The 17,157-nt window shown below is 45.2% G+C and carries 17 protein-coding genes; 9 read left to right on the top strand and 8 right to left on the bottom strand.

The genetic code is table 11. The annotated features are described in order from the left end of the window. Position 1: 1 nt before the first annotated feature. The 3 genes from ureE (at position 2) to ureG (ending at position 1,952) form a co-directional block, all read left to right on the top strand. Positions 2 to 454, top strand: coding sequence for an urease accessory protein UreE (ureE, locus tag ACHZCY_RS23095; protein ID WP_205220738.1), 453 nt, complete (start codon positions 2 to 4; stop codon positions 452 to 454). Then, a complete protein-coding gene (locus ACHZCY_RS23090) occupies positions 444 to 1,121 on the top strand; it encodes an urease accessory protein UreF (protein WP_319550556.1) in 678 nt (225 codons plus the stop codon). Before ureE ends, ACHZCY_RS23090 begins: the two co-directional genes overlap by 11 nt. A 216-nt stretch (positions 1,122 to 1,337) precedes the next feature. Then, positions 1,338 to 1,952, top strand: coding sequence for an urease accessory protein UreG (ureG, locus tag ACHZCY_RS23085; RefSeq protein WP_205220740.1), 615 nt, complete (start codon positions 1,338 to 1,340; stop codon positions 1,950 to 1,952). A gap of 210 nt (positions 1,953 to 2,162) precedes the next feature. Here ureG and ACHZCY_RS23080 read toward each other — a convergent pair whose 3' ends face one another. The 5 genes from ACHZCY_RS23080 to ACHZCY_RS23060 all read right to left on the bottom strand — a co-directional run bounded on the left by ACHZCY_RS23080 (position 2,163) and on the right by ACHZCY_RS23060 (position 7,013). Then, on the bottom strand, positions 2,163 to 2,432 hold the full coding sequence (locus tag ACHZCY_RS23080) for a hypothetical protein (protein ID WP_319550555.1): 270 nt from the start codon (positions 2,430 to 2,432) through the stop codon (positions 2,163 to 2,165). A gap of 212 nt (positions 2,433 to 2,644) precedes the next feature. After that, complete coding sequence (locus ACHZCY_RS23075) at positions 2,645 to 2,875, bottom strand: hypothetical protein (RefSeq protein WP_319550554.1); 231 nt, start codon at positions 2,873 to 2,875, stop codon at positions 2,645 to 2,647. A 650-nt stretch (positions 2,876 to 3,525) separates the two neighbouring features. Beyond that, positions 3,526 to 4,464, bottom strand: coding sequence for an alpha/beta fold hydrolase (locus ACHZCY_RS23070; protein ID WP_319550553.1), 939 nt, complete (start codon positions 4,462 to 4,464; stop codon positions 3,526 to 3,528). 270 nt (positions 4,465 to 4,734) lie between these two features. Further along, positions 4,735 to 5,160 carry a hypothetical protein gene (locus ACHZCY_RS23065; protein WP_319550552.1) on the bottom strand — a complete coding sequence of 142 codons (426 nt, stop codon included), beginning with the start codon at positions 5,158 to 5,160 and terminating at the stop codon, positions 4,735 to 4,737. A gap of 80 nt (positions 5,161 to 5,240) precedes the next feature. Then, positions 5,241 to 7,013, bottom strand: coding sequence for an AAA family ATPase (locus tag ACHZCY_RS23060; RefSeq protein ID WP_319550551.1), 1,773 nt, complete (start codon positions 7,011 to 7,013; stop codon positions 5,241 to 5,243). Between the two features lie 666 nt (positions 7,014 to 7,679). Between ACHZCY_RS23060 and ACHZCY_RS23055 the strand changes: the two genes are divergently transcribed. From ACHZCY_RS23055 to ACHZCY_RS23030, 6 genes are all read left to right on the top strand, one after another. Beyond that, the gene (locus ACHZCY_RS23055) at positions 7,680 to 8,216 is read left to right on the top strand and encodes a DUF3750 domain-containing protein (protein WP_319550550.1); all 537 of its coding nucleotides are present in this window, start codon (positions 7,680 to 7,682) and stop codon (positions 8,214 to 8,216) included. Positions 8,217 to 8,577: 361 nt separating this feature from the next. Continuing rightward, entirely contained in the window at positions 8,578 to 10,125 is a 1,548-nt protein-coding gene (locus tag ACHZCY_RS23050; RefSeq protein ID WP_319550549.1) for a sensor histidine kinase, read from the top strand. Next, a complete protein-coding gene (locus ACHZCY_RS23045) occupies positions 10,125 to 10,580 on the top strand; it encodes a response regulator (RefSeq protein WP_319550548.1) in 456 nt (151 codons plus the stop codon). The genes ACHZCY_RS23050 and ACHZCY_RS23045 overlap by 1 nt, the downstream gene beginning before the upstream one ends. Next, on the top strand, positions 10,577 to 12,535 hold the full coding sequence (locus tag ACHZCY_RS23040) for a PAS domain S-box protein (protein ID WP_319550547.1): 1,959 nt from the start codon (positions 10,577 to 10,579) through the stop codon (positions 12,533 to 12,535). The genes ACHZCY_RS23045 and ACHZCY_RS23040 overlap by 4 nt, the downstream gene beginning before the upstream one ends. 171 nt (positions 12,536 to 12,706) lie before the next feature. Further along, positions 12,707 to 13,318 carry a hypothetical protein gene (locus tag ACHZCY_RS23035; protein WP_319550546.1) on the top strand — a complete coding sequence of 204 codons (612 nt, stop codon included), beginning with the start codon at positions 12,707 to 12,709 and terminating at the stop codon, positions 13,316 to 13,318. A gap of 419 nt (positions 13,319 to 13,737) precedes the next feature. Next, complete coding sequence (locus ACHZCY_RS23030; RefSeq protein WP_319550545.1) at positions 13,738 to 16,041, top strand: DNA topoisomerase 3; 2,304 nt, start codon at positions 13,738 to 13,740, stop codon at positions 16,039 to 16,041. Positions 16,042 to 16,298: 257 nt separating this feature from the next. On the opposite strand, the gene ACHZCY_RS23025 is transcribed toward ACHZCY_RS23030, so the two are convergent. The 3 genes from ACHZCY_RS23025 to ACHZCY_RS23015 are packed head-to-tail and all read right to left on the bottom strand — an operon-like array spanning position 16,299 to position 17,154. Further along, positions 16,299 to 16,520 (bottom strand): Nif11-like leader peptide family natural product precursor, encoded by a 222-nt coding sequence (locus ACHZCY_RS23025; protein WP_319550544.1) that lies wholly within the window; start codon positions 16,518 to 16,520, stop codon positions 16,299 to 16,301. 36 nt (positions 16,521 to 16,556) lie between these two features. Beyond that, positions 16,557 to 16,880 (bottom strand): hypothetical protein, encoded by a 324-nt coding sequence (locus tag ACHZCY_RS23020; RefSeq protein WP_319550543.1) that lies wholly within the window; start codon positions 16,878 to 16,880, stop codon positions 16,557 to 16,559. A gap of 25 nt (positions 16,881 to 16,905) precedes the next feature. After that, on the bottom strand, positions 16,906 to 17,154 hold the full coding sequence (locus ACHZCY_RS23015; RefSeq protein ID WP_205220756.1) for a hypothetical protein: 249 nt from the start codon (positions 17,152 to 17,154) through the stop codon (positions 16,906 to 16,908). Positions 17,155 to 17,157 lie beyond the last annotated feature (3 nt).

The raw sequence follows: 17,157 nt of genomic DNA, 5'->3' as shown, positions 1-17,157 counted from the left end.
CATGATAGAATTTATCGAAAAAATTACGGATTGCGGACTGCAGCCGATCACCACCCTCACTCTCCCTTTGGACCTGAGACAAAAAAGCAGACAACGTGTGACACTCGACAACGGACAGGAAGCAGTGCTTGTTTTAAAAAGAGGGACGGTTCTACATAATAACGACCTGCTGCTTTCCACTCAGCAAACCGTTGCCCAGGTTCGAGCAGCGGACGAGCTGCTTTCCGTGGTCGAATCCAACGATCCTTTACTTATTGCCAAAGCATGTTATCACCTGGGCAATCGGCACATGCCGCTCCAGATTGAGGCAGGCCGACTTTGCTATCTGCACGACCATGTGCTTGACGACATGCTGCGTGGCCTTGGGCTCGAAGTAAATCAAATCACCGTTCCTTTTGAGCCGGAACCTGGGGCATACGGGGGGGCCTCAACAGGCCATCACCATGGCCACTGAAATGTTGCCACTCTTTCGGCTGCTGCAGCTGGTGAGTCCCTCTCTGCCCACGGGGGGATTTACCTATTCCCAAGGGCTTGAATGGGCGGTTGAATGCGACTGGGTACATGACCACCGGAGTCTGATCGACTGGCTGCAATCGATTCTCCACTCCGGATTCGTCGAACTGGAACTGCCGCTCCTCAAAAGACTGTACGCCGCCGCCCAAAAGCAGGATCTAGTCACTTTTCTCCATTGGAGCGAATTCGCGCTAGCCTGCCGGGAAACAAAAGAATTACGGCTTGAAGAAATGAATCGTGGCCGTGCTATGGCCAAGATTGTACAAGAGCTCGACCACACAACTGATCCACAGTGGCTCGAGGCCGTCCGCCAATGCCAGGTAGCCGGATTTGCCCTTGCAGCCTTGAGGTGGGATATCAACCTGCAGAATGCCGCACTTGGCTACACTTGGAGCTGGCTTGAAAACATGGTGATGGCGGCAGTCAAGCTCATCCCACTTGGTCAAACCTCCGGCCAACAGGCACTCCATTACCTCAGCACCCATACCCCCGAGGTGGTGAAAGCAGGTTTAGCAATAAAAGATGAAGAAATAGCAGGCTCGTGCCCGGCGTTTACCATTGGTTCATGCCTGCATGAAACACAATATACGCGATTATTCAGATCGTAAGTAACTGTTAGCAGCACCCCATCTACGCACCGCACGATCAGGCAGGAAAACATAGCTTTACTATAGTTATCCTGCCTGCTTGTACGTATCTGGAGCACTGCTAAACAGTTACAGAACGAGGGCAAGACGGAAGCTATTTATTACTCGCGTCTATGTTAAATTTGAGCAAACGACAGCCTTTATATGTGCCCATCAAGATAAAAGGAAAGATATACAATGAAGACAAAAGAACCGGTGAGAATCGGAGTCGGCGGCCCGGTCGGTTCCGGTAAGACAGCACTCTTGGATGCACTGTGCAAAAACATGCGAGACGAATTTTCGCTGGCCGTGGTCACCAACGACATCTACACCCAGGAAGATGCCAAGTTCCTGACCAACAGCAAGGCTCTTGAACCAGGCAGGATAGTGGGAGTCGAAACCGGCGGTTGTCCGCATACAGCCATACGCGAAGACGCCTCCATGAACCTGGCGGCTGTAGAAGATTTGTCCGCTCAATTCCCGGACCTTGATATCGTTTTTATAGAATCAGGCGGTGACAACCTCAGCGCGACCTTCAGCCCTGAACTTGCCGACTTGATGATTTATGTAATTGATGTTTCCGGGGGAGACAAGATACCACGCAAAGGCGGCCCAGGCATCACCCGGTCAGACCTCCTGGTTATCAACAAAATCGACCTTGCTCCCATGGTAGGTGCTTCACTTGAAGTAATGGAGCAAGATTCTCGAAAAATGCGCGGCGACAGGCCGTTTATCTTCACCAATATGCGCTCAGAGACAGGCGTTGAGGAAGTCAAAAAATTTATTATTCGAGAGGGATTATTTATTGATTAATTCCTCTCGGAACGTATCACCTCACCTCCAATATAGCCAAAGCCTATGGACATAGTTCGTAGGCTTTAAGCTCCAAAATGAAGCAATGGGAGATCATTTCCGGAGCTTGACCGCATAATAGCAACCAACTGGAGTCAGGATTCCTTGTTTATGGCAACTCAAGAGGCCTGGACCCGTTTTTTCGTTTTTCTGACCCCGGTTTTTCTTTCGTTATTCAGATTGCATAATTTCCATTAGGGTGTTGATACGATTTTGTGTATCCTCGGTGAAATCATTAAAGTCATCATCAGAAAGAATTCCGTGAGTCTTCCAGCCAGCTAATGTGATTATAGCTGAGCTTCTTGATAGATCATCAAATAACGCTGCTACTATTTTATCTTCCGCGCGCATAGTTTCCCATAGCCGCAAATACGTTTTATGGCTTCCACCTTCACGAGATTCAATTAAAGTGTTGAGTTTTTCGATAATCCGGTTGCTCAATTTCTCTCAAGCAGCGTCTTTAAGAGACCTTAATTTTTTCCAATCTCGTTCGGGAAATTTTTGATGCATATATGATCCTTTTGTGAAGTGCTAGTATTCCGATCAAGGGGTGTGTTTTTTGCGCTCTTGCGCATTTTTTCTTTCACAAAGCAAGTACTTTAGACCATATCGAGAACATTTCAAGTCACTTCTTTTTTTCTCGTTTTCCCCATTCATTCATTGATTCCACTCTTGATACCTCCCCGGATGTTCAGTGCCACGCCCTTGGCTTCCTTAAAGCTCGTCCGGTGGGCAACCACGATGGTCACAAAGCTCTTATTCTTGCCCGTGTTCCGGCAATGCACCCCGATGTTGTAATCCTCATTGACCAGGGAAATATTGTCTGTTCGTTTGCTGATCTTACCGCTGATCTCTGACGCAACACTGGCATATGCCCGCTTCATGCAGATAGCCTGACTGTGGTTGAGCTACAGGAGTGAATAAAAAAGAAAAGGCGGCTTTGCTAAGGCAGGCGTTGCAAATGACGCCGGCAGAACCAGGAGAGGGAGTAGTACCTTTAATCGGTTGTGTTCTGTAAACATAGTTTGTCACCTCAGTTGCATTAACCCAGCCCCTCAACCGATCGGTAATAATCCGTCACACTATGCGATTGTAGCTAGGCAAAGAGGTTGTTCACTTTCAATCAAGTACCCTCTTAGGGAGGTTAGTTTATGTAATAAAATGTAATCCCCTATTGTGGTTTTTCAATAGGGGTAGTTTGGCAGCGTAGAAGAGGATAAATGAAGTCTGGGTTCCTTGTTTATTGTCTGATGTGGTTAGTAAAAATTGGGTATTATTCTGGACACCACAGCGGATTATTCACAAGTGGGCTGACTCCGTTTTTCGCGGTGGAGCAGAAACTAGAATCATGATGTATAGGAGACATTGCCTTTAGGAAAACAAACTATCGGTGATATTGTACACAAGAGTCAAGCAAAGACCTGCCCTCTGCTTTTCTCCTTAGCGTTATGGTGCATTGTCGCTCTCATCGAAAGCTTGTTTTTTCATCGCAAGGGGTCTGACCCATTTTCTACCGGAGTGCAGTACGGTATTTTTATTTCACCGGCTTTTTTGAAATCGTATTGATTGCTTTCTTTAATGCACCGTTAAACTCTTCTGAACGATTCATCATTAAGAAATGGTCCGCCTCTTTCAGAACAATAGCATCGTAGGAAAACATATGTCGCCGGTTTGCTTCATAGTTAATGGGCCACAGGTCTCCGTTCACGGTTATGACGGGAATTCGGATTTCATCAAATACCCTAGCCGCTTCCCCTGTTATGTACTGCGACATCATTTCGTTCATCGCACTAATGGCAACAGCAGGTGGTGCGGCAGACATGTCGGCGATAATCCACTCACGAAGCTGCAAATCAGTGTGAGGTGAAATCATCTCCGCTATGAATTGCCGACTTCCGGTCCGAAAATCCTTTTCGAGCGGACCGATCATTCTTTGAAGCTCCTCGCGGGTCATAGGGTATTCTATATTCTCAAGTGTATCTATACCGATGAGCCCGATGACACGGTCTGGCATGAGCCGGGCAGCCTCCGCAATCACCGAGCCGCCCATGCTATGACCTATCAAAATGACGCTGCGGCTGCCGATTGCTGCTGTCACTGCTCGTACATCTTCTCCGAACGACCGCATGGTGTAGTGCGAACGTGTGGAACCTGAATGGCCGTGGCCTGCAAGATCAAGCACGACCACGCGGTGTTTTTTAGAGAAGTATGGCAGTTGGGCACGCCAGTAGCGGGCATCGCAGCTCCAACCATGCACGAACACGAGTGTGGGCTCTCCAGCGCCATAGACCTCATAGGAAACCGGTGTACCATCTTCGGAAGAAACAACATAAGGCCATTGGGCTTGAGCCTGTATTGCTCCCATGGTCAAAAACAAGAAGACAAAATAGATGGCCAAGCTTATCGAATATTTTGTACCGGGCTTACAACAATTTCTTTGCTCCACAAAAACGTCCTCTCTTGCACCTTGCATTAGCTATTTTCCTCTGCTCCGAACGTGAGCATATGCGGCTTGCCCGCATAACATTTTAGTTGGGTCTTTAATCTGTTAAAAACACATTTTCTGGCTGGGAATAGCCAGCTTAAGGCCATTTCAGGCCCGATATTTTCCTAAATGAATACAAGGGAACAGATTCATCTTATATTTTCTTCTTATTTGTCATGATGTGAAAAACATAACGGAGAGTCCACCGGTGAGGCTCAGCGAGTCAAGCGGAACGCAATGGAGCGATGGTTAAACTGATTATACATTTGCTTTTATGTTTACCTGCAGCGCACCGGCGTCTTCAAAAGCACGGATTAGAACCCCTTCCTCATATCCATTAAGAACAGAATTAAGATTTTGGGAGCCATAACAATTTATAGTTGGCTTTACCATAGCCCGTTTACCTGTCAACTCTGCAATAGCATATGCTAAGAAGGCCGCAAGAGCATGAAATTTACACACCTCTGCCGGCCCTCTGAATAATTCATTTTTTTGTGTATGGCCTTGCTTATGTGGTGCTTTGCCAACAGAGTCTATTGACCAATTCTCTTTTTTCTTTTCTATGTATAAATAGGTGTTGAGAGTTAAAGACTTTCCTCCAGTCTGAAACCTGAAATATTTCAAATTAATATGCACATCTATCTTTTTTGAAATAGCTAAAAAAATAGTATCAGAGAGTCTCATCAAATTTTTTGTATGGATAACGTTGAGTTCACTGGTTTCGCGGCTGTTTGCGAAATCCAGTGGAATGATTTGTTAGATTTTTATTCAAACATATTTTCAATCTTACTCTTCATTTGTGTTGTAATTTCAAACGATTCTTTATTGATTTCTTCAAGGGCAACATAGGGTTTACTGCCAGTACCCTTTGCCATTTGTAGTTCTTCTTCAATATCATTTACCAAAGCTATAGTAGTGCCAAAATCAGAGTCAATGGCAGCCGTTATAGCATCTGTTGCAATATTTGCAGAGTCGATAGCTTGTTGTGATTTACCGTTTTGATGATCAATATCATATACAGCGACATAGGGAATACTGAACTTGTTCAAAAGACCACAATATGCGGGAATGTTATTTTTTGAGCCACAATCAATTACAGAATATTCATGTTTAAAACATTCAATTTTTTGAGCAAGAAACGGGATTACAGTTTTTTCAGTTGCACCTTCGACCAGGATAACTTTTTGAGCAAAAAACAGTTCGCTTCGATCAGGATTCACCCAATAACTTAAGTTAAAATCTTTTTTACTGTCACCAGAAAAAATGTCATCAGTGCACTGACATACTATAGTTCCAGTAGTTGGAAAATCTTTTCGTACGATACAGATTGATTTATACCTCTCTAAATCTACAAGTGCGCTTGAATGGGTGCTAAATGAAACTTGAGCCCCACTGTCAGCTAAAGTAGTAAGGGTTTCAAATAAAGCCCTCTGAGCTTGTGGATGTAGATATAATTCAGGTTCTTCCAAAATGAAAAACATGGAATTCGATGCTCTCCTAGAGCTTGTGCCTTCTTCATTTTCCTGTACGGCTAAATGTTCTTCCCGAAGTGTTTCAGCGATAGTTTTGATTAAAGCGAATATTAGTGCCCTTTGAAGCCCATGTCCTTTTCGATTAATATCAGTTTTAACCCCATCATTAATCCAAACCTTTGTGTTTGCTTTAAAAACATCATCAATATTTGGGGCCACAATTTCTACATCTATTTCAGCGCCCCAAGAAGAGAGGTGTGAACTAAGTTTAGCTTCAAACCGTGTAAGTTCTTGAGGCCTTTGTGCATTGTGGTTGCCATTCTCATCAGTTTTGTTAAGCAAGCCAAATAGGCCTGAAATGTTTTCTTTGGCCGAAATCCAATCTGGGTTCGAAGAAGACATTTGTTCTATCAATTTTGAATACAGAGAACCAAAGGGACTTGAGTCTTTCGTTATATAATCATCTGTAGCATTTCGGACAGCAGGTATATGGAATATTTGGCCAAAAATACCTTTAGCAACGTTTTTCAAACCCAAAAAATTTGTACTTTCTAATTCATAGCTAAACTCAATAGAATCCGAGTTTCTTGAGATATACTGCCTTTGGGCGAAAAGAATATTTGCATTTGTGATTCTACCTGATTCAGGTAAAAATTCTGCAAGGGGTAGTGCTTCTGCAACAGCCCTTGTGGTGTAGGCGCTAGCGTTATTTTCCTGAAGCCATTCAGTAGTGGGATTTTGAACAAAACCTTTATAATCAAAATTTCCTGAAAAATATGCTGTTTTCCGAACTTTAATTTCATTATCAGACGTCAGGTATTTATTGAAAGTTGATTTGTCATTTTCATCTAAATTGGAAAAAACTATTTCGACATGTAGTTCTTCTGATTCATTATAGAAATCTAACTCTTGAGGCTTAATTTCTCCAAAGAAAAAAAGTAGTGCGCTAAGTATGTTAGATTTGCCATGATTGTTTTGGCCTATAAATATCATTAAGTCTTGGAAAGATAAATTGACCGATTGAATCGAGCGCCAATTTTCTATTTTTACTTCCTTGATTTTCAAAATCGACTCCTTGATTCAATTAATGGGAACAAGTAATTTAATAGTTTCTCTTTTTCTACACCTGACGAGAAATATCAAAAACAGAAATTCAGAGACTTACGATACAAAATAGCGCCATAACATTCATTTTAAACGAGTTAAAAAGCCCCTACTTATCACTCAGATGATCTCAATTCCACCGCATGTTTCTAGTCGAGGACACATACATGGGGTCAAGGTTTTGCTTAATTCTTCTTATTTGTACACTGCCCCCTGAAGTTTTTTTCTCCTGAAAAAACAACTTCGATTCATTCAAGGCCTTGCAATGCTACATATTATCCTTGGATAGATTACTCTAGGTCCTGCTACATTGTGGCTAAACTCATTTTTTATAGTAAGTTCAATATATTGCAAGATACCCCTGTCGCTATTTCAAGTCAATTGATATACAGAATTTCGGAAGAAAGCCCCCCCCCCTACCGGATGGTGAGTTCTCTCTGCGCGTCAGCAAAAGAGGTACATTCAGGTCATTGTTAAGAGTGTCTGGAATCCTCCCAACTCACCGCAGTGGAGAATTAATTTGCATTACATTTGATAATCTTTATTGTTTAATTCAGTCTAATCAATCATCTGGAAATATGGATCTGCTGGGCAAGTTCCAGCTAACGCAACTTGCTTACATCTCAAATGACGCTGAAATTTTTACCGGCAATTATCCTGACCGGTTTTTTGCTCACATCTTGCGGTCTGAATCAAGACTGGAGGACAGCCAGGCGTGACTCAGCCGGCATTGCGCCGGACCCAAAAAGTACTGAGGAAGCAATAGTGCTTGTATATGGTGCAGATGCGTGGGGTTGGCGCGGCTGGTTTGCCATCCATACATGGATAGCTGCTAAAAGAACAGGCGAAGACTTTTACACCGTGTATGATGTTGTCGGTTGGCGCAGTTATCGTAATAAACCGGTAATGCGCGTGGCCCGGGACATTCCCGACCGTTATTGGTTTGGGGAAAAGCCACAGGTTCTGAAATACCATCAAGGTGACGGAACAGACAAACTAATCGATGCTATTGATCAGGCGGCTAAGGATTACCCGTGGAAAACAACCTATAAGGCCTTCCCCGGGCCAAACAGCAATACCTTTGTCGCGTGGATTGGCAAACAGGTGCCGGAGCTGGGTTTACGACTGCCTTTTTCCGCCATAGGCAGCGGGTATCTGAAGTAAGTACTTGGTAGAAATCCAGGCAATTCAAAGATCAATATTTTGGCACTTTCAGGTTTGATCGGCAATACCACTGTTGAGAATAATGCTGATCAGGCCTTTCCAGCAACTCGTCTTTTTCCTTTCATTTAACGCACAAAGAACGCCCTCAAGAATTGCTGTTCCCCCCTTAAGCAAGTATCCCTTAATTCCCTGCCACATCACTCCCTGTAATTATGTAAGACAAAAGATGTCTGAAATATCTGAAATTTTCACTTGCAACAAGCTACAAATTGTTCAATTAATGGAGCCCGCCTTTATGGTGTTTTCCCGGCGTTAGTCTCCATAAATTAACCTCTTACCATCTCATGAAAGGAACTTGTGCATGTCTCGAAAACCAACTTACGAGGAACTTGAACAAAGGATTGAGCAACTGGAAAAAGAAAAACATTTGTGGCTGCTCACCGAGGAAGCCCTTCTGCAGAGTGAAGAACGATACCGAATGATTTTCAATCATTCTCCGCTGGGAATTGTCCATTTTGACCAGGAGGGTGTCATCCTGGACTGCAATGACCACTTTCTCGAGATTATGGGAGCACCCAGGGAAAGGGTTCTTGGCTTCAACATGGTCACCTCGGCTCAAAATATGGCGATGCGTTCAGCCGTTCAGACGGCACTGGATGGAGAACTGGGTGTTTACGATGGAGAGTATCGCTCTGTCACAGGCGACAAGAGTACGCAACTGCGGGCCATTTACAACTGTCTCACTTCCGAGGAGGGGAAGTTCCTGGGGGCTGTAGGCCTTTTTGAAGACATCTCGGAAACCAGACGTGCTGAGGAAGCTCTCAAGGCAAGCGAACAACGCTATCGTACGCTTGTCGAAACCATGAATGAGGGAGTATTGATCCGAAATGAAAAAGACCGTATTACCTATGTGAACCAAAGACTCTGCCAGATGTGGGGGTATTCCAGAGATGAAATTTGCGACCACTCATCCACAGACTTCCTGGATGAAGACAATCAAATTATACTCAAAGAGCAACGAATTAAAAGGCAAGAAGGCGACCATACCCCTTACGAGATCACCTGGACAGCAAAAGATGGTCGAAAGATTGCAACGATCATGTCTCCGCGGCCCATTTTCGACGACCAGGGAGCGTTCAAAGGCAGCTTTGGCATCATCACCGATATCACCAACCGCAAACAGGCAGAGGAAGCCCTGTCCCGACAGGCTAAGGAACTGGAACGGTCCAATGCGGAATTGGAGCAATTCGCTTACGTCGCCTCCCACGACATGCAGGAACCATTGCGCATGATCGCCAGCTATGTGCAGCTTTTAGCTCGTCGTTATAAGGGTAAGCTTGATCAGGATGCGGATGATTTCATCGCCTATGCTGTAGACGGTTCCAAACGGATGCAGACGATGATCAACGATTTACTGGCTTACTCACGCGTTGGCAGAATCAACGGAGAGGCGGAGTCCACGGATTGCCAAAAGATCCTTGAATGGGCTTTGGGAAACCTGGGAACAGCCATTGAAGAAAACCAGGCCACTATCACACATGGCAAACTGCCTACTCTGGTTGTCAGTGGAGGCCTGATAGGACTCCTGTTCCAGAACCTTATCGGCAACGCCATCAAATTCCATGGCAAAGAGCCTCCTCAGATTCATATATCTGCGAAACTGGAGGGAAAGGAGTGGCTGTTCGCTGTCCGCGACAACGGCATTGGGTTTGATCCGCAATACACCGACCGCATCTTTACCATTTTCCAACGCCTCCATGGAGTGGGAGTGTATCCCGGCACCGGCATAGGCTTGGCCATCTGCAAAAAAATCGTTGAATATCACGGTGGAAAAATTTGGGCTGAATCAGCACTGGAAAAAGGCACCACATTCTATTTCACCATTCCCGTTACACAAGGAAATCAATAATGCTTTATGAAAAACAAGGTTCACCAGTAGAAATCCTTCTGGTCGAGGACAATCCCGGCGATGTCCGTTTGACGATTGAAGGGCTGAAGGAAGGCAAAGTCAGGAATACGCTCTCTGTAGTGGAAGATGGCGTCGAAGCCTTGGCTTTTTTGCGCAAAGAAGGAAAATATGTTGATGCCGTACGCCCGGACCTCATCCTCCTTGATTTGAACCTGCCGAAAAAAGATGGCCGTGAAGTCCTTACGGAAATCAAATCCGACGAAAATTTACGCAACATTCCGGTCGTGGTTCTCACCACCTCCAAAGCGGAACAGGACATCCTCAAAGCTTACAGCCTTCATGCAAACTGCTACATCACCAAACCTGTAGACCTGGACCAATTTATTTCCGTAGTGGAGTCCATTGAAGACTTCTGGTTCTCGATTGTGAAATTACCACGAGACATTAAGGAATGAACTCTCAATGTATCAAAGTCCTCTTGATCGAGGACAACCCAGGTGACATCCGCCTGATAAAAGAACTCTTTTCGGAATGCGTTCCCAGTTCCTTTGACTTGCGCTCTGCAGAATCGCTTGCCAATAGTTTTGAAATTCTCGACAGAGAGGAGATCGATATCATCCTTTTGGATCTGTCTCTTCCCGACAGCCAGGGGTTTGAAACCTTCACAAGGGTTCATGACCAGACTCCCGAAATCCCCATCATCATCCTGACGGGATTCGATGATGATTCTCTTGCTATTAAAGCGGTCAGGGATGGCGCCCAGGACTACTTGGTCAAAGGCCATGTGAGCCGTCATCTGTTGGCACGAGCTACACGGTACGCTATTGAGCGTAAGCGAACTGAGGAAGCTCTTCGAAGGGTCAGGGACGAGCTAGAGCTCAGGGTTCAGGAACGCACTTCGGAACTTGAAAAAGCTAACGAGGAATTACGCTGTGAAGTTGCCGAAAGGCGCAAGGCGGAAGAAGCCATTTTGCTCAGTGAGGAAAAATATCGCCAACTGTTTGAGGACTCCAGAGATGCCATTGCCGTCGTCACTCGCGCAGGAGAGTTTCTCGATATCAACCAGGCGGGGCTGGATCTGTTCGGGTATACCCGCAGCGAATTGATGACAAAAAACGTCTCTCAACTCTATGTTGACAAAAGTGATCGAAAAATTTACCAGACATACATTGAACGAGAAGGGGTTTTGCGGGATTATGCTGTGAGATTTGTCAGAAAAAACGGCCAGGAAATAGATTGTGTACTCACCTCGACACTCAAGTATTCACAGGATGGAAGCATCCTGGGATATCATGGCATTTTCAGAGACATCACGGATTACAAAAAGGCGCAGCAAGCCTTAAAAGAAAGTGAAGCCCGCTATCGAGCCATTGTGGAGGATCAGACAGAGCTCATCTTCCGCTCACTGCCTGACCAGACCATTACTTTTGTGAACGAGGCCTTTTGCCGTTATTTCAACCGGCAAGGTGAGGATTTGATTGGCACGAGCTTTTTTCCCTTTCTGGCCGAAGCGGACCATAAAAAGGTAAAGGAACACTTCGCCTCGTTACACTCTCGCCATCCCGTTGAAACCATTGAAGTTCAGGTGCTGAAACCCGATGGTTCAATTCGCTGGCAGCAATGGACCAACCGCCTCATTTTTGATGCTCACAACCGTCCGAAAGAATTTCAATCGGTCGGACGAGATATTACAGAACAAAAGCTGATGGAAGAGACACTGAAAAAGAGTTCTGAAAAAATCAAACTCTTTGCCTATTCTGTGTCCCATGACCTTAAAAGCCCGGCCATAAGTGTACACGGACTGACCAAACTTCTGCATAAGCAGTACAAGGAAACTCTAGGCGAGAAGGGAAAAAGCTACATTGAGCAGATCCTGAAGTCTTCTGAACAGATTGTGGCCTTGGTTGAAACGATCAACCTCTATATCTCCACCAAAGAAGTCTCTCTTCTTGTGGAGAGTGTCAATTTGGAGCGTGTCCTTCAAATAATCAAAGATGAGTTCTCCGCCCGATTCAGCATCCGCTCCATCAGGTGGACTGTTCCAGAAAATGGATTGCCTGAGATCAAAGCCGATCGACTTGCACTTTTGAGGGTTCTAAGAAATCTGGTAGACAATGCCTTGAAATACGGCGGAGACGATTTGAGCCAAATTACCATCGGATTTGAGCAATCTTCTTCCCACCACATTATCTCGGTTAGAGATGACGGCATAGGTATAGAGAGTGAAGACAGCAAGAAAATTTTTGACTTGTTTCAACGCAAAGAGGAAAGAAAGGACATTGAAGGATCGGGTCTGGGCCTGGCCATTGTCAAGGAATTATCTGAACAACACAGGGGGAGTGTCTGGGTACAACCAGCTCCTGAAAGAGGGAGTATCTTTTACTTCTCCATTTGCAATAAATTGGAGTGAGAGGAAGTGAAATAGCTTGCAGGTGTAAGTGGCAGCTTCACAGTTACGATTTACTTTGCTAATCGATGCCAGTAGAAATATCCATAGCTGTATGATAAAAGCTGGATTGGCGCACATGGTAGCATGAGTCTCTGTAGAATGGTATGTCACAAAATCAACTAAAAATGAGTTATGCATAATATTCAGGAAAAAGATTGGGCAGAAGATGACTGGAGCAGTCACACAGGGATGGACGCTGACTCTGATTATTGCACCAGTCAGACATTCAATGATGGCAGGCAAGCGGAGAAAGATGTTGCATGTGAAAAGCCCGCTCAACAACCTTTTACAATAGACTATACATTCATTCGCCGGGGAGAGGCTGAGATTGTCTTTACTTTCAACGAAAGGACAATACCGGTCAGGGCATTATTTTTCACCGACCCTCTCCTTGATTTAACCGAATCCGCTCTTCAGTTGCGTAAAGGAGCTCACAATAGCTCGGTGGTGTTTATAGAGAATAGCGGTGAGCACCAACTGGTTTTCAAGCGTGAACAGGAAGGGGAGCTTACTTTTGAAATGAGATGGTTTGCAAAAGGGGAAGATGTGGATCAAAACCCACCTAATGGGTACACGGTCGTTTTCGAGGGGTCTACCACTGTAGATGCCTATAGCCTTCAGGTTCTACAGATTTTAAACAACATTGACCGGGAACCAGGCGTTGAGCAATACAAAACAAAGTGGATTAATGCTGATTTTCCCAGCGAAGCCTATTGCAGGTTGAAAATGGAAATGGACAGCTAAAAGCTACTCTTCATATAAACTGATTCATCTCAGCAACAGAATGGCCCTGAGAGTAATACATTCCTATCCGTTCACCGGGGGCCATTGATAAACAAAATGCTCAAGCTCTAACCCACCGACCTTATTAACGTAGTTGCCTGGGGATCCTGTAACCGTGTAGGGTGGATAAGCGTAGCGCATCCACGCTGAATCCATTGTCCGACATTGGTGGATGCGCTGCGCTTATCTACCCTACTTACTAATATGGTCAAATTAAAGTGGACATTTTCCTGAGGCTGCTTTAATCAATTCCACCATTTTCTTAAAATCAGAGAGCCGATAGCAGCAGCACCTTTTAGGGCCTTTATCAAACCTTTGCCCATAGGGGAGAGTCCTCTCTCTATTTTTTTCAAGAATATTCTTTGTTACTCGCTTTATTCATGACCACACTCTTAATTGCTGAAAAACCATCCGTTGCCAGGGACCTTGCCAAATATCTTGGTATTGCCCGCCAAGGCGACGGCTTTATCACCTGTAAGCAAGATTTTGTCTGCACCTGGTGCGTAGGCCATATCCTTGAACAGGCACAGCCGCATATTTACGACGAGAAATATAAGCAATGGCGAGCAGAAGATTTACCCATAATCCCAGAGAAATGGATAAAAGAACCCATTGCGAGAACCCAAAAACAGTTAACCATTATCCGAAACCTGCTCAAAAACGCAACCGGCGTCATCAATGCCGGTGACCCGGAAAGAGAGGGACAACTCATAGTCGATGAGGTCCTCGATTATCTTGAATACACCGGTCCGGCAAAGAGACTGTGGATATCGGCTCTCGATGAACGAACCATTGCAAAAGGATTTCAAAAATTACGTGATAACCAGGAATTTTTAAATATTAAAAATGCCGCTATCTGCAGGGCCAATGCAGACTGGCTTGTGGGGTTAAATGTTACCCGGGGACTCACCCTTGCCGCCGGCACCAGAGGCACGGTTCTCTCAGCTGGAAGAGTCCAGACGCCGACCCTTTCTTTGGTTGTTGATCGGGACCGGGAAGTGGAAAATTTTATCAAAAAACCGTATTGGCAACTCAAAGCCACGGTTAGCCACCACAACGGCAACTTTATTGCCACGTGGGAACCTGGAGAGCTGGCAAAGGGTGTTGACCCTGAAGGCCGGCTCGTCGAGGAGCAAACAGCAAACGATCTGGTGGAACGACTGACAGGTAGCACCGGGGTCATTAAAGATCGGAAACAGACACTGAAGAAAAAAAGTCCTCCGCTTCCCTTTATGCTGTCTGATCTGCAAAAAAAAGCAGAGGATAAATTCGGGTATGCCCCAAAGCGAACCCTGGAGATTGGTCAGGGCCTCTATGAAAAAAAGAAGTGTCTCACCTACATGCGAACCGAGTGCAGATACCTGCCGGATGAGATGCATGAGGATGCACCGCGGGTTATCGCAGCACTGGCCAAGCAAGGTCTTACAGGGGCCGACAAAGCGGATCCTTCACTGTTATCCCCTGCCTGGAACACCAAAAAACAGGGTGCGGAAGCTCATCACGGCATTATTCCGACTGAAGTTATTCCCAGAGATTTAACCGAGGAAGAACACAACATCTACACGCTGGTTGCAAACCGGTTTTTGAAGCAGTTTTTCCCAGACTACCAATACTACTCAACCAACATTTTAGTTGATTGCCTTGATGAACATTGGCGAGCAAAAGGAATTACGGTAAAAGATCCCGGCTGGATGACACTCAACGACCAACAGACAAAAGACCGCCCCCTCCCAGCGGTAAAAAAAGGAGATCCTGCAGCCATAGAGAAGATCGAAAAAGAACAGAAAACGACGAAACCACCATCACGATTTACGGAAGCATCCCTCCAGGTTGCAATGACTGAAGTTCATAAATATGTTGATGATCCGGTCATCAAAGCCCGCCTCAAAGAGAATTCCGGAATCGGCACACCCGCAACCAGAACAAACATTATCGCAGAATTGCAAAAGCGAGAGTATCTCGACAAAAAAGGGAAATCTCTGATTTCCACCGAGCGGGGGCGTGAGATAATCGACAAAATGCACCCTACCCTCAAATCTCCAGGCATGACCGCAATTTGGGAGGATGCCCTGGATAGAGTGTGCGAAGGCAACCTTGGCAAAGATGATTTCCTGGAGGAACTCACACGACGTATGGCTAAAATGGTTCAATATGCCTTAGCTACGCAATTCTCTGAGATCATCACCGGCAAACGATACGCCTGCCCTCTTTGTGATGGCTACCTGATTCGGATGGAGTCCAAAAAAGCCAAAGGGAAATTCTTCTGGATATGTTCCAACGGCAGGGAAATAAACTGTCCCCCCAGGTCCGACAATAATGGCGCCCCAGGAGCCGCATTTGCAGAACGCCCCACCTCCGGCCCTCTCTGCCCGGCCTGCAAGGAAGGTTTTTTGATGCGATTGGAAAGTAACAACAGACCGGGATATTATTTTTGGGCGTGTTCAACAGGCAAAGAAAAGGGATGTCCGCTCCTGCTCGACAATAACGGCAAACCGGGTAAACTTATGATCGATCCGGATGCCCCGAAAGCACCCTGCCCCCATGAAAACTGTAAAGAACAGATACGACGCATCCAATCTGCAAAAAATGCCTCTTTTTTTTACTGGAAATGTCCTAACCCGCAGCACAAGCTTCTCCAGGATGATAACGGCAAACCTGGCAAGGAAATCGAATTTAAACGGTAAACAAGTTGCCAAGGTATAGCCCGGTGTCTTGAGCCATGATCTGAACGTGTGCATACGAAATGGTATTGTGGACGACGCTACGGGAATCTACGGTTGGGATCGCTGATTGGGGTGAGTTTATCTGTACGAATATTTGCTATCAGCCCATTTCAAAAAAAGGCGAAATGGGCTGATCTTCCTGAATACTGCTACGAGTGAACCTGTAAAAGCCATCAAAGAATGTTTCGCTTTCCCATCACAATACAAACAGAATCTTTTTAAAACCACCAAATCATCCGCTTTGCCGGGTTACCAAAAGACTCAAAAGAATCACCTGATTCACGCAGTACGTCTTCAAGCTCAGCCTGGCTGAATTCGTAACCGTCTTCGCCGGCTATGGTAATGAATTCCTCCATTGTTTTAATCGCATCGTATTTTTTCCGAATGTCCTCATTTTCGCCGCCTGCGATGAGTAATTCTTCAACATTTTTCTTTGACATTATTTCACTCCTTTATCTCTCTATGCCAAGGGCATTCTACTCTGTTATAAATTCAATCTGAAGCGTTTCATCCTCCTGGTTGGCAACCAGTTTATACGCTCCGCTTTTATCTACCTGAAAATTAAAAAGAGGTTCCTGGCCTTTAAAGGCGTCCATTATTTGATCTTTTTTTTCAGACTCGCAATCAACATTGAACCATACACCGATCTCCTCTCCTTTTTCGCCCATTTGAAGAAGGAAGGCATTATGTTCAATAAAAACAAGGTCCTCATGCCAATGACTTACCTGAAAACCAATATTCTCCAACATTGTTACAATCAAACCGAGCGGACGATAGGGTATAGTTTCCCGGGTGGTCACTTTCTCTCTCCAGCTTGGATGTTTGTTATTCAGTTTTTTCACCAAGGGTTCGAACAGATGCAACACTGTCCCAACTGTAATATGTATTGACCGTTTCCCCGGGAAGGGTTTCTGTTATCCGGATAAAATCGTCGCCGAGAAACATCACCGCATCCGCATAGACACGCCCCTCGTTTACCTGCATTTTTACGCCTTTACGCAGTTTTCTGGAAAGTGTTCCATGTACCGGCATAGATGCGTATTCAAATATTTTTTCCATTATTTCTTTTTTCATCCA

This window comes from Desulfogranum marinum, assembly GCF_963675105.2.
In the GTDB taxonomy this organism is placed as follows: domain Bacteria; phylum Desulfobacterota; class Desulfobulbia; order Desulfobulbales; family Desulfobulbaceae; genus Desulfogranum; species Desulfogranum marinum.
Note: the sequence above shows the minus strand (reverse complement) of the source record. Positions and strands in the feature narration are given on the sequence as shown.